This window comes from Saccharothrix texasensis (assembly GCF_003752005.1).
In the GTDB taxonomy this organism is placed as follows: domain Bacteria; phylum Actinomycetota; class Actinomycetes; order Mycobacteriales; family Pseudonocardiaceae; genus Actinosynnema; species Actinosynnema texasense.
Map to the genome: position 1 here is coordinate 4,618,508 of NZ_RJKM01000001.1, position 12,191 is coordinate 4,630,698.

The window sequence follows — 12,191 nt, forward strand, 5'->3', positions numbered from 1 at the left end:
TCACCAGTTGGTCAACAGGAGGTGGTTGACCGCGAGCGCGGTCACCGCTTGCGCCGCCAGCCACAGCCGCCGCCGGTCCGGCACGAGCACGACCAGCCACACGGTGAACGGCAGCCAGATCCGCTCCACCTCGGCCTTGCTCAAGCCGGACACCGCGGCGACCAGGATGGCTGCCGCCGCGGCCGCGGCCAGTGTGACCGCTGGTCCGCGCCACCGTGCGGCGAAGGGCGCGAACCCGCAGGCGAACACGGCCGCGGCCAGGTCCGCCCACACCCAGTACACGTAGGCGCGGGGTGTGGCGATGCCCTGGTAGTACCGCTCGACGACCAGGTGGTAGCCGTCCACCCACCAGAACCCCAGCGCCGCGAACACCGCCACCACCGCCGACGCGCCCAGCACGGCCACGCCGATCCCCCGCCAGTTCCGACCTCCCGGGTGGCACAGCAGCACGACCAGGGCGAGCACGCCCATCAGCACCAGCCCGTAGGACAGGAACACGCCGAAGCCCAGCACCACACCGCCCGCCAACGCCCGCCGGGTGGCCAGCAACGCGATGCCGCACGCCGTGACGCCCGCGAACAGCCCGTCCGCCGACACGCCCATCCACACCGCGCCGGGGAACAGCGCCACGAACGGCAGCACGGCCCGCGCGTGCTCCTCGGAGACCAACGCGCGCACCGTCACCGGCACCGCGACCGCCGTCAGCGCGCCGACCAGCACCACGAACGCCGCCGCCCACGCCCCGCCGGGCAGCCCGACCCGGTCGAGCCCGATGAACACCAGGAACGCGCCCGGCGGGTGCCCGGAGACGTGCGTGGCCCACGAGTCGGGCTGGTAGTCCAGGATGCGGGAGGAGAACTCGCGCAGCATCGCGCCGACGTCCGTCACGCCCGGCACTTCGTGCAGGTACTCGTGCTCCGTGGTCAGCCGGCCGGTGACACCGCGGGCCCAACCGTCCACCAGGGCCAGTGAGAAGGTCCACGCCAGCGCGGCCGCGTAACCCGCGCCCAGCGCGAGGCGCCACGGGAGCCGGCCGGCCTGCGGCGGACCCCACACCACGACCGCCAGCGCCACCAGCACGGCCAACGGCGTGCCGATGCCGACGTGCGGCAGCCAGTGCGCGAACAGCGGCGGGGCGGGGGCGTGGACGCGGTCATCGGGTAGGAGCGCGCCGACCACGACGGCCGAGACGACCAGGGCCACGGCGGCCAGGACACGGAGCACACGCCCACCGTAAGGCCGGTGCGGGCGGTGCCACGTGGTCGCGGGGACATCCGTCAGCGGTCCGTAAGAACTGGCGCACACGTCATGATTCGGTAAGCGGCACAACGGTTTTCGGCCGTCCACGACCGCCCATGCTGTGGGGCGTGGACGAAATCGACGTGGTGCTCCCCTGCCTGGACGAGGCGGCGGCGTTGCCGGGCGTGCTGCGGGCCATGCCCGCGGGCTACCGGCCCTTGGTGGTGGACAACGGATCGCGTGACGGCTCGCCGGAGATCGCCCGGTCGCTGGGCGCGGAGGTCGTGCACGAGCCGCGGCCCGGGTATGGCGCGGCGGTGCACACGGGCATCGAGCGCGCGCGCTCCGAGGTGGTGTGCGTGCTCGACGCGGACGGTTCGCTCGACCCGCGCGAGCTGCCGGAGCTGGTGGCGATGCTCGCGCGGGCGGAGCTGGCCGTGGGGCGGCGGGTGCCGGAGGCGGGCAGTTGGCCGTGGCACGCGCGGGCGGGCAACGCGGTGCTGGCCGGGCTGCTGCGGCGCAAGGGGCTGCCGGTGCGGGACATCGCGCCGGTGCGGGCGTTCCGCCGGCGCGACCTGCTGGACCTGGGGGTCGAGGACCGGGCGTTCGGCTACCCGTTGGAGCTGCTGCTGCGCGCGGCGGCGGCCGGGTGGCGGGTGGTCGAGCGGGACGTGCGGTACGGGCCGCGCGCGGCGGGCACGAAGTCGAAGGTGTCGGGCTCGGTGCGCGGGACCGCGCGGGCGGTGCGGGACATGACGGCGGTCGTCCAGCGGGGCGTCGACCGGGGGAGCGTGCGCCGATGACCCCTTCGGTGAGCCTGCTGGTGGTGGCCAAGGCCCCGGTGCCGGGCCTGGCGAAGACCCGCCTCTGCCCGCCCGCGACGCCGGCGGAGGCGGCCGACATCGCCGCCGCCGCGCTGCTGGACACCCTCGACGCCGTGCTCGGCACGCCGCGCGTCCGGCCGGTGGTGGCGTTGACCGGGTCGCTCGGCGACGCGCGCCGGTCGGCCGAGATCCGCGCGGTGCTGCGGCGCTGCACGGTGGTGGCGCAGCGGGGCCGGTCGTTCGCCGACCGGCTGGCCAACGCGCACGCCGACGCGCACCGGGCGCACGGCCTGCCGGTGTTCCAGATCGGCATGGACACGCCTCAGCTCACGCCGGCACTGCTGGCCGAGTCGGTCGACCGGCTGGCCGCGCACGACGCCGTGCTGGGCCCGGCGGCCGACGGCGGTTGGTGGGCGCTGGGGCTCCACGACCCGGCGGTGGCCGCGGCCCTCCGGACCGTGCCGATGTCCCGGTCGGACACGGGCGCGTCGACGCTGCGGGCCCTGGGCGACCGGGACACCGGCCTGCTGCCCGTGCTGTCCGATGTGGACGACATGGCCACGGCCCGCGAGGTCGCCGCCGCCGTGCCGCACACGCGGTTCGCCGCCGCGCTCGCGCGCCTGGGCGCCCTGCGATGACCGCGTTCGACCTCGGTCTCAGCGGCGCGGAGTGCCGGCTCGACCTGGCCGGCGGCGGTCACCTGACCCTGCCGGTCGACCGGTGGCACGAGGACGCCGACGACGCCGACCACGTCCTGCTCGACGCCTGCCACGGCCCGACCGTCGACCTCGGCTGCGGCCCGGGGCGGATGGTCGCGGCGCTCGTCGGGCGCGGGGTGGTGGCGCTGGGCGTGGACCACTCGCCGCTCGCCGTCGCCCTCACCCGGTCGAGGGGCGGCCCGGCCCTGCGCCGGGACCTGTTCGGCCGGCTGCCCGGCGTCGGCCGCTGGGCGCACGCGCTGCTCGCCGACGGCAACATCGGCATCGGCGGCGACCCCGTGGCGCTGCTCCGCCGGGCCCGTCAGCTGCTGCGCCGGCACGGCAGCGTGCTGGTCGAGGTCGAGCCGCCCGGCTGCGGGCTGCGCCGGGAACGCGCCCGGGTCGCCGGTGGCGCGTGGTTCGACTGGGCGCGGGTCGACGCGCCGTCCTTGACGCCGGTCGCCGCGCGGGCCGGTCTGACGTCGCGGTGGGTCGTCGAGCGCGACGGGCGCTGGTTCGCCGAGCTGGTGCGGCCGTGAAGCGCGCGTCCAGCCCGCACACCGCCACCCGCCTCGGCCTGTGGCTGGGCATCGCGTTCGGGCTGTGCTTCGTCACCGGTCTGCTCAGCCACTACCTCCAGCACCCGCCCGCCTGGTTCGCCTGGCCCACCCGCCCGGTCTGGCTCTACCGGTTCACGCAGGGCGTCCACGTCACCTCGGGCGTGGCGGCGATCCCGCTGCTGTCGGCGAAGCTGTGGACGGTGTACCCGAAGCTCTTCGAACGGCCGCTGGTGAAGTCGCTGCCGCACGCGCTGGAGCGGGCCTCGATCTTCGTGCTGCTCGGCGCGTCGTTCTTCGAGCTGGTCACCGGCCTGTTCAACGCCGCGCAGAACTACCCGTGGCAGTTCTTCTTCCCGACCGCGCACCACGCCGTGGCCTGGGTCGCGGTGGGCGCGCTGCTCGTGCACGTCGCGGTCAAGCTGCCGCTCACGCGCACGCCCGCCGAGGAGGTCCGCCAGGGCACGCTCAGCCGGCGCGGGTTCCTGCTCACCACGGGCGGCGCGGCGGCGGTCGCGGTGCTGGCCACGGCGGGCGGCACGGTGCCGTGGCTGCGGACCGCCTCCGTCCTGGGCATCCGGTCGGCGGCGCTGCCCGTCAACCGCACGGCCGCCGCCGCCAGGGTGGCCGCCGTGGACGACGGCTGGCGGTTGACCGTCGGCGGGCGCCGGTTCACCCGCCGGGAGCTCGAAGCGCTGCCCCAGACGACGGCCGAGCTGCCGATCGCGTGCGTCGAGGGGTGGAGCGCGTCGGCGCGGTGGACCGGGGTGCCCGTGCGCGACCTGCTGGCGCTGGCGGGCCTGGCGCCCGGCGACGTCCGGGTGGAGTCGCTGGAGCGCGACGGCCTCTACCGCGCGAGCACGCTGCCCGCCGCCCACGCCCGCGACCCGGTGACGCTGCTCGCGCTGCGGCTGGACGGCGAGACCCTGCCGCTGGACCACGGCTACCCGTGCCGGTTGATCGCACCGAGCCGACCGGGCGTGACGCAGACCAAGTGGGTCACTCGGCTGGAGGTCCTCTGATGAGGTGGGTGATCGGCGCGCTGGGTGTTGCCATGGGGTTGTGGGGCGCGGTCCTGGTGCTGCCGCTGGTGTCGGTGAACCTGGTGCTGTGGTTCGTGGCGGGCCCGATCGCGCACGACGTGCTGCTCGCGCCCCTCTTCGCCGGTTTCGGCCTGCTCGTGGCCCGCCGGGTGCCGGAGCCGTGGCGCGCGGCGGTGCTGGTCGGCGGCACGGTCACCGGCGTGCTGGGGCTGCTCGCCGTCCCGCTGCTCTGGCGACCGTTCGCGGGCGGCCCCAACCCCGGCCTGGCCGACCGGGACTACCCGCTCGGGCTCCTGGTGGCGGTCGGCGTGACCTGGTCGGTGGTCCTGTCGGTCGCCCTCGCCAGGCGCGGCAGGAGCCCCGGCGGGCGCGACAAGAGGCCGCACGCCGGCAGGTGAGGGGCGGTCACCTGCCGGGATGCGGCCTCCACGACCGGCCCGGGGCACGCGAGCCGGTGGTCTTCGGGTGCTAGCGGACCTCGACGGGCTGGCTGCCGAGCGTCACCTCGACCGTGCGGTTCCCGCCGATGGTGAGCTGCACCTTCTCGCCCGGCGCGCGGGACCGGACGGCCGCGACCAGCGAGTCGGAGGTGTCGATGGGCCGGTCGCCGAACTTGGTGATCACGTCGCCGGACTTGACGCCCGCCGCGGCCGCCGCGCCGCCGGCGGTCACGTCGCGGACCACCGCCCCGCCCTCCGGCGCGTCGCCCACCTGGACGCCGAGCACGGTCTGGTTGGCCTTGCCGGTCTCCGACAGCTCCTTGGCCGTGCGGCGGGCCTGGTCGATCGGGATGGCGAAGCCGATGCCGACCGAGCCGCCCTGCGAGGACTGGCTGGAGTTCGGGCTGTAGATGGCCGAGTTGATGCCGACGACCTGGCCGCGCATGTTCACCAGCGGGCCGCCCGAGTTGCCGGGGTTGATCGCGGCGTCGGTCTGGATGGCGTTGAGCACGGTGTCCACGCCGCCCTGCTGGCCGCCGGCGCGCACCGGGCGGTTCAGCGAGCTGACGATGCCGGACGTGACCGTGCCGTTGAGGTCGAACGGCGAGCCGACGGCCACGACCTGCTGGCCGATCCGCAAGTCGCCGGAGTTGCCCAGCTCGGCCGTGGGCAGACCGGAGACGTCCTCCACCTTCACCACGGCCAGGTCGGACGTCGGGTCGCGGCCGACGATCTTCGCGTCGAACGAGCGGCCGTCCTGGAGCTGGACCTTGATCGGCCCGCCGCCGGCGGCGCTCTCGACCACGTGGTTGTTGGTCAGCACCAGGCCGTCGGAGCTGAGCGTGAAACCGGACCCGGCGCCACCGTTGACCTGCACCTGCACCACGGTCGGCAGCACCTTCTGGGCCACCTGCTCGGTCGAGCCCGCCGGCGCGTCGGAGCTCTGCTGGGCGGGCGGGGTCTGGTTGAGCGCGTTGGTCACGGGCCGGGCGTCCTCGGCGGCCTGGAAGCCGACGTACCCGCCGACACCTCCCGCGACGCCGCCGACCGCGAGCACGAGGGCGGCGACCCCCGCCACGACCTTGCCGCGGCCCCGCGGGGGGCGGGGCGCCGCGGAGACCGAGCCGGGCGGCGCGTAGTACGGGCCCGACACACCGGGCTGCGCCGGCCCCGAAGGGGAGTGGGCCGGCGAGCCCGGGTGATCCTGGGCGCCGGCCTGCGGCGCGCCGTGCGGACCGGTGTGCTCCGGGCGGTGGAAGCCTCCCTGCCAGGCCCCCGGCCCGGATCCCGGCAGCCCGGCGCCGCCCTGCACGGCGCCGGGACCACCGGTTCCGGGATGACCGGCGCTGCCCTGCACAGCACCGGCCACACCTGTTCCGGTCGGGCCGGCGCCGCCCTGCACGGCACCCGCCCGACCGGTTCCCGACAGGCCGGCGGCACCCTGCGAGGCGACCGGCGAGCCGAAGTCATCCGGGCGACCGGGACGCGACCAGGCGTCCGGCGACCCGGGCACGGGCTCGGCGCCGCTCGCGTGCGGAGCGGTCGGCGAGCCGAAGTTCGAGGTGGCAGCGGTCGAGGTCACGCTGTCCGGGTACAGGTCAGCCGGGTACGAGTCGGCTGGGCGCGAGTCGGATGGGTACGAGTCGGATGGGTGGCCGGTGTTCCCCCGCGGAACACCCGCCGACCCCGCCGCCGACCGGTCGGCCCCTACCGCCGACCCGTCGGTCCCGTCCGCCGGCCGCGCGGAGGCCCCCTGCCAGGCACCTCCCGCGCCGGTGGGCTCCGACGCACCGGCGCCGCCCTGCACGGCGCCGGTGTCGTCGCTGCCCGGCTGGTCGGCACCCTGCTGCCGACCGCCGGCGTCCGCATGACCGAGTCCGGCGCCCCCACGCGCCCACGGGCTCTCCGGCTGCGCCGGCTGAGACTGCGGTGGCTGCTTCGGCTGCTCGTCTTCGGTCATGTCCACCACTTTGCGGTGCCCGCCTGAGAGCAGCCTTAAACGAAACTGGGCATCACTTGTGAGTCCGGACGGGTTCCCGGCCGATTACCCCACCCGTGGTTCAGCCGCGCAGCCTCTCGGCGATCTGCTCCGGCGTCGCGTCGTTCACCCACACGCCCATGCCCGACTCGGAGCCGGCCAGGTACTTGAGCTTGTCCGCGGCGCGCAGCACCGAGAACACCTCCAGGTGCAACCACGCCAGGTCACGGCCGGTGCGCACGGGCGCCTGGTGCCACGCCGCGATGTAGGGCAGCGGGCGGTCGTAGAGCGCGTCCAGGCGGTGCAGCACGGTCAGGTAGAGGCCCGCGAAGTCGTCCCGCTCGGCGTCGGTGAGCGCGGGCAGGTCGGGCACCTGGCGGTGCGGGACCAGGTGGACCTCGACCGGCCACCGCGCCGCAGCGGGCACGAACGCCGTCCAGGACTCACTCTCGGCGATGACGCGGGTTCCGACCGCGCGTTCAGCGGCCAAAATGTCACCCATAAGTGGACGGCCGTGTGACGCCTGGTAGTCCGCCGCGGCGGCGAGCATCCGTTCCGTCTTCGGGGTCACGAAGGGGTAGCCGTAGATCTGGCCGTGCGGGTGCGACAGCGTCACGCCGATCTCTTCGCCCCGGTTCTCGAACGGGAAGACCTGCTCGACGCCCGGCGTCGCGTTCAGCGCCGCCGTCCGGTCCGCCCACGCGTCCACGACCGTGCGCACCCGGGAGGCGGGCAGCGACCCGAACGAGGTGTCGTGGTCGGAGGTGAAGCACATCACCTCGCACCGGCCGCGCCCGGCCGCCCGCGCCACCATCGGCATGCCCTCCACAGTGGACGGCAGCTCCGGCACGCCCTGCGCGAACGACGGGAACCGGTTCTCGAACACGACCACGTCGTAGCTCGACTCGGGCACCTCGGTCGGCTTGCCGGGCGTGGACGGGCACAACGGGCACAGGTCGGCGGGCGGCTTGTACGTGCGGGTCTGCCGGTGCGCGGCCATCGCCACCCACTCGCCGGTCAGCGGGTCGCGCCGCACCTCCGACAGCGGCTGCGTGCGCGGCAGGTCGCGGGTGTCGACCGCCTCGCGCGGCGGCGCGCCCGGGGTGTCGTCGAAGTAGATGATCTCGCGACCATCGGCCAGCTGCCGCGCCGTGCGCCTCACGCCAGTTCCTCTCCGCGGCCCGGCACGCGCGCCAGGACCAGTTCGCCGACCTGCTCGCCGAGCACCGCCCGCGCGGGCTCGGCCAATCCCTCGTCGGTCACCAGCACGTCCGCCTCGTCCAGCGCGGCGATGGTGGAGATGCCCACGGTGCCCCACTTGGTGTGGTCGGCGACCACGACGACCCGCCCGGCCGCGTCGACCAGCGCGCGGTCGGTCTCGCTCTCGTTCAGGTTGGGCGTGGTGAAGCCGGAGCGCTCGGCCATGCCGTGCACGCCGAGGAACACCACGTCCAGGTGCAGCGACCGCAGCGCCTGCACGGCCACCGGCCCGACCAGCGCGTCCGACGGCGTGCGCACCCCGCCGGTGAGCACCACCGTGCGGTCCGTGCGCCCGCTCTGCTGCAGCACGTCGGCGATCCGGATCGAGTTGGTCACCACGGTCAGGTCCGGGATGTCGTCCAGGAACCGGGCCAGCGTCCACGTGGTGGTGCCCGCCGACAGGCCGATCGCGGTGCCGGGGCGCACCAGGCCGGCCGCGAACGCCGCGATGGCCTCCTTCTCCGGCAGCTGGCGCACCGACTTGGCCTCGAAGCCCGGCTCGTCCGTGCTGCGGCCGACCACGGACGTGGCGCCGCCGTACACCTTCTCCACCAGGCCGCGCGCGGCCAGCACGTCCAGGTCGCGGCGCACGGTCATGTCCGAGACGCCCAGCCGGACGACCAGGTCGCTCACCCGCACCGCGCCGGTGCGGCGGACCTCTTCCAGGATCACCGCTTGTCGCTGGCGTGCCAGCACTTCACACCTCTTCTTCCCGGATCACGACCACGCCGCCGGCGGGCACGACCACACCGCCGGACGCACGCGCGCCGGACAGCAGCTCGACACCCACCGCGGGCAGCTCGGCGTCGCTGGTCCCGTGGTTGACCGCGACCAGCCACGATACGGCGGAGCCCGCCACCTCACCGCGCCGACGCACCACCTCGACGTCACCGCCCGGACCGACCGGCACGCCCGCCCGGTCGAGCGCGGTCCGCACCAGCCGCTCCAGGCCGTCGCCGGCCAGGCCGCACGCCACGTACCAGGCGACGCCCGCGCCGCGCTCGTTGCGGGTCACGGCGGGCACACCGGGCAGCGGGCCGTCGGCGTAGGACGCGACCACCTCCGCGCCGTCGACGTGCAGGTGCTCGGTCCACACCGCGACCGACGAGCCGTCGTCCAACGCCACCGCCTCGCCCGCGCGCAGCGGGTGGAACTCCTCGGTCCGCACGCCGAGCAGCTCGCGGAACGCGCCGGGGTAGCCGCCGAGGTGCACGTGGCCGCGCGTGTCCGTGACACCGGACAGGTAGGTGACCAGCACGTGGCCGCCCGCCGCGACGTGCTCCTCGTACGGCGACGCGTCGTCCACCCCGTACAGCGCGGGCACGACGACCAGCCGGTAGGGGGACAGGTCGGCGCCGGGCGGCACGAAGTCGACGGTCACCCCGGCCCGCCACAACGCCCGGTAGTACCCGAACACGTGCTCGGGGTAGGCGAAGTCGCTGGTCGGGTGCCCGGACCGGCCGAGCGCCCACCACGACTCCCAGTCGAACACGACGGCGACCGGGGCGTCCACGGTCGACCCGACGAGTTCGGCGAGCCGCCGGTACTCCGCGCCGACCTGCTCGACCTCGCGGTACACCTTCGTGTCCGGACCGGCGTGCGGCACCATCGCCGAGTGGTAGCGCTCCGCGCCCGCCCGCGACTGCCGCCACTGGAAGAACAGCGTGCCGTCCGCGCCGCGGGCCATGTGCGCGTAGGAGTTGCGGCGCAGCTCGCCGGGCAGCTTGGCGATGTTGCGCGGCTGCCAGTTCACCGCCGACGTGGAGTGCTCCATCAGCAGCCACGGCCGCCCGCCCGCGAGGCCGCGCACCAGGTCGGCGGAGTACGCCAGGTCGACGTGCCGCTCGGCGTCCTCGGCGCGGGTGTAGTGGTCGTTGGAGACGAAGTCGACCTCGGCGGCCCACGTCCAGTAGTCGAGCCCGGCGAACGCGGCGGCCATGAAGTTCGTGGTCACCGGCACGTCCGGGGTGACCTCGCGCAGCACGTCCCGCTCGGCCTTGTACAGCTCGAGCAGGGCGTCGGAGGAGAACCGGTCGAAGTCGAGCAGCTGGCCCGGGTTGTGCGAGGTCGGGGTGGCCCGGGGCGGCAGCACCTGCTCCCACGAGGTGTAGCGCTGGCTCCAGAAGGCCGTGCCCCACGCCTCGTTCAGCACGTCCAGCGTCCCGTGGCGGGCCCGCAGCCAGGCCCGGAACGCCACCGCGCACCGGTCGCAGTAGCAGCGGGAGACGTGGCAGCCGTACTCGTTGTTGACGTGCCACGCGGCCAGCGCCGGGTGGTCGCGGTACCGCTCGGCCAGCGCGCGGGCCAGAGCGACGGCCTTGGACCGGTAGACCGGCGAGCTGGGGCAGTAGGACTGGCGCGAGCCGTGCACGAGCCGGACGCCGTCGGCGGTCTCCGGCAGCATCTCGGGGTGCGCGGTGGTCAGCCACGGCGGTGGCGCGGCGGTCGCGGTGGCCAGGTCGACCCGGATGCCGCCCGCGTGCAAACGGTCGAGCACGCGGTCCAACCAGCCGAACTCGTAGCGCCCCTCTTCCACTTCCAGCAACGCCCAGGAGAAGATCGCCACGCTCACGAGGTTCACCCCGGCCCGGCGCATCAGCTCGACGTCGTCGTCCCAGACGTCCTCCGGCCACTGCTCGGGGTTGTAGTCGGCGCCCCAGGCCAGGCCGGGCACACGCGTGGGCCACATCGTCATGGCACAAGAGTGGTCGATTTGCCGCGAAAACGTCAACACAGTCCAACAACAACCGTCGGATAGCTTGACATTTTGCTGTGGCACACACCACATTGTGAGTCCTCTTGTTGACTCTTTGTTCACTTGGCATGCCTGGTGTCACCCGTAGGAGCGACGATGACGAGGTTCTCCGCCAGCCCCGCCCCCCTGCTCGGCCGCCGCGCGCTGTTACGGGCGATCGTCGCGGGCGCGGGCATCGCCGCCGTGCCCGGCCTGGCCGCGTGCGGCTCCGACGGCGGGGGCGCCGTCACCGACACGGTGTCGTTCGGCAACAACCTGTCCGACCAGGTGCCGAAGGACGCGATCACGGCCGTGCTGAAGGCGTTCGAGGGCGAGTCGGGCCTCAAGGTCGCGATCAACACCAAGCAGCACGAGCAGTACCAGGAGCAGATCAACAACTACCTGCAGGGCAAGCCGGACGACGTGCTGGCCTGGTTCGCGGGCTACCGGATGCGGTACTTCGCCGAGAAGGGCCTGGCCGGCGACCTGAGCGAGGTGTGGTCCAAGGTCTCCGACGGCTACGCGCCCGCCCTGAAGGAAGCCTCCACCGCCTCGGACGGCAAGCAGTACCTGATCCCGTTCACCCAGTACCCGTGGGGCGTGTTCTACCGCAAGAGCGTGTGGCAGCAACGCGGGTACGAGCAGCCGAAGACGCTCGACGAACTCGTCGCCCTGTCCACCAGGATGCAGGCGGACGGGCTCGTGCCCATCGCGTTCGCGCAGAAGCAGGGCTGGCCGGGCATGGGCACGTTCGACCAGCTCAACTTCCGGGTCAACGGCTACCAGTTCCACGTCGACCTCATGGCGGGCAAGGAGGACTGGCAGGGGCCGAAGGTGCGGGAGGTGTTCGACACCTGGAAGCGGCTGCTGCCGTTCCACCAGGAGAACGCGCTCGGCCGCGAGTGGCAGGAAGCCGCGCAGTCGTTGCAGCAGGGCAAGGCCGGCATGTACCTGCTCGGCTCGTTCGTGGCGCAGCAGTTCAAGGGCGCCGAGGTGGACGACCTCGACTTCTTCCCCTACCCGGAGATCAACCCCGAGCACGGCCAGGACACCGTCGAAGCGCCCATCGACGGCTACCTGATGTCCCGCCAACCCGCCAACCCCGAAGGCGCGCGCAGGCTGCTGGAGCACCTGTCCACGCCCGCCGCGCAGCTGGCCTACCTCAAGACCGACCCGACCTCGATCGCCACCTCCGGCAAGGCCGAGACCACCGGCTACAACGCGCTGCAGAAGAAGGCGGCGCAGGTGATCAAGGAAGCCACGCACATCACGCAGTTCCTCGACCGCGACACCGACCCCCGCTTCGCCAGCGACGCGGCGACCAACGGGCTCAACGCGTTCATCCAGAACCCCGACGACCTCGACTCGATCCTCAAGGGCATGGCCGACCAGGCCAAGACGATCTTCACGGAGTGACG

Annotated in this window: 11 protein-coding genes; 6 read left to right on the plus strand and 5 right to left on the minus strand. The window is 74.0% G+C overall.

Annotation, left to right across the window (positions count from 1 at the left end):
- On the minus strand, positions 1–1,224 hold the full coding sequence (locus tag EDD40_RS19665; RefSeq protein WP_123744218.1) for a hypothetical protein: 1,224 nt from the start codon (positions 1,222–1,224) through the stop codon (positions 1–3).
- Positions 1,225–1,376: 152 nt separating this feature from the next.
- On the opposite strand from EDD40_RS19665, the gene EDD40_RS19670 reads away from it, so the two are divergent.
- Genes EDD40_RS19670 through EDD40_RS19690 form a run of 5 tightly spaced genes read left to right on the plus strand, consistent with a single transcriptional unit; the run spans position 1,377 to position 4,759 of the window.
- Positions 1,377–2,042: a glycosyltransferase family 2 protein gene (locus EDD40_RS19670; protein WP_246038339.1), complete on the plus strand. Its 666-nt coding sequence runs from the start codon at positions 1,377–1,379 to the stop codon at positions 2,040–2,042.
- Entirely contained in the window at positions 2,039–2,701 is a 663-nt protein-coding gene (locus tag EDD40_RS19675; protein WP_123744220.1) for a TIGR04282 family arsenosugar biosynthesis glycosyltransferase, read from the plus strand. Before EDD40_RS19670 ends, EDD40_RS19675 begins: the two co-directional genes overlap by 4 nt.
- On the plus strand, positions 2,698–3,300 hold the full coding sequence (locus tag EDD40_RS19680) for a class I SAM-dependent methyltransferase (RefSeq protein WP_123744221.1): 603 nt from the start codon (positions 2,698–2,700) through the stop codon (positions 3,298–3,300). The genes EDD40_RS19675 and EDD40_RS19680 overlap by 4 nt, the downstream gene beginning before the upstream one ends.
- Positions 3,297–4,340, plus strand: coding sequence for a molybdopterin-dependent oxidoreductase (locus EDD40_RS19685; RefSeq protein ID WP_342777774.1), 1,044 nt, complete (start codon positions 3,297–3,299; stop codon positions 4,338–4,340). Before EDD40_RS19680 ends, EDD40_RS19685 begins: the two co-directional genes overlap by 4 nt.
- Positions 4,340–4,759: a hypothetical protein gene (locus EDD40_RS19690; protein ID WP_123744222.1), complete on the plus strand. Its 420-nt coding sequence runs from the start codon at positions 4,340–4,342 to the stop codon at positions 4,757–4,759. Before EDD40_RS19685 ends, EDD40_RS19690 begins: the two co-directional genes overlap by 1 nt.
- A gap of 70 nt (positions 4,760–4,829) precedes the next feature.
- On the opposite strand, the gene EDD40_RS42675 is transcribed toward EDD40_RS19690, so the two are convergent.
- From EDD40_RS42675 to EDD40_RS19710, 4 genes are all read right to left on the minus strand, one after another.
- On the minus strand, positions 4,830–6,383 hold the full coding sequence (locus tag EDD40_RS42675) for a S1C family serine protease (RefSeq protein WP_246037737.1): 1,554 nt from the start codon (positions 6,381–6,383) through the stop codon (positions 4,830–4,832).
- Between the two features lie 478 nt (positions 6,384–6,861).
- The gene (gene galT / locus EDD40_RS19700; protein WP_123744223.1) at positions 6,862–7,941 is read right to left on the minus strand and encodes a galactose-1-phosphate uridylyltransferase; all 1,080 of its coding nucleotides are present in this window, start codon (positions 7,939–7,941) and stop codon (positions 6,862–6,864) included.
- Entirely contained in the window at positions 7,938–8,735 is a 798-nt protein-coding gene (locus tag EDD40_RS19705) for a DeoR/GlpR family DNA-binding transcription regulator (RefSeq protein ID WP_123744224.1), read from the minus strand. Before EDD40_RS19705 ends, galT begins: the two co-directional genes overlap by 4 nt.
- 1 nt (position 8,736) lies before the next feature.
- Positions 8,737–10,734, minus strand: a complete 1,998-nt coding sequence (locus tag EDD40_RS19710; protein ID WP_123744225.1) for a beta-galactosidase — start codon at positions 10,732–10,734, stop codon at positions 8,737–8,739.
- A gap of 156 nt (positions 10,735–10,890) precedes the next feature.
- Between EDD40_RS19710 and EDD40_RS19715 the strand changes: the two genes are divergently transcribed.
- Positions 10,891–12,189: an ABC transporter substrate-binding protein gene (locus EDD40_RS19715; RefSeq protein ID WP_123744226.1), complete on the plus strand. Its 1,299-nt coding sequence runs from the start codon at positions 10,891–10,893 to the stop codon at positions 12,187–12,189.
- Positions 12,190–12,191 lie beyond the last annotated feature (2 nt).

Bases quoted from the DNA above. Each gene is read 5' to 3' on its own strand.
- EDD40_RS19675 (WP_123744220.1), top strand. From the start codon at position 2,039: ATGACCCCTTCGGTGAGCCTGCTGGTGGTGGCCAAGGCCCCGGTGCCG.
- EDD40_RS19680 (WP_123744221.1), top strand. From the start codon at position 2,698: ATGACCGCGTTCGACCTCGGTCTCAGCGGCGCGGAGTGCCGGCTCGAC.
- EDD40_RS19690 (WP_123744222.1), top strand. From the start codon at position 4,340: ATGAGGTGGGTGATCGGCGCGCTGGGTGTTGCCATGGGGTTGTGGGGC.
- EDD40_RS19710 (WP_123744225.1), bottom strand. From the start codon at position 10,734: ATGACGATGTGGCCCACGCGTGTGCCCGGCCTGGCCTGGGGCGCCGAC.
- EDD40_RS19715 (WP_123744226.1), top strand. From the start codon at position 10,891: ATGACGAGGTTCTCCGCCAGCCCCGCCCCCCTGCTCGGCCGCCGCGCG.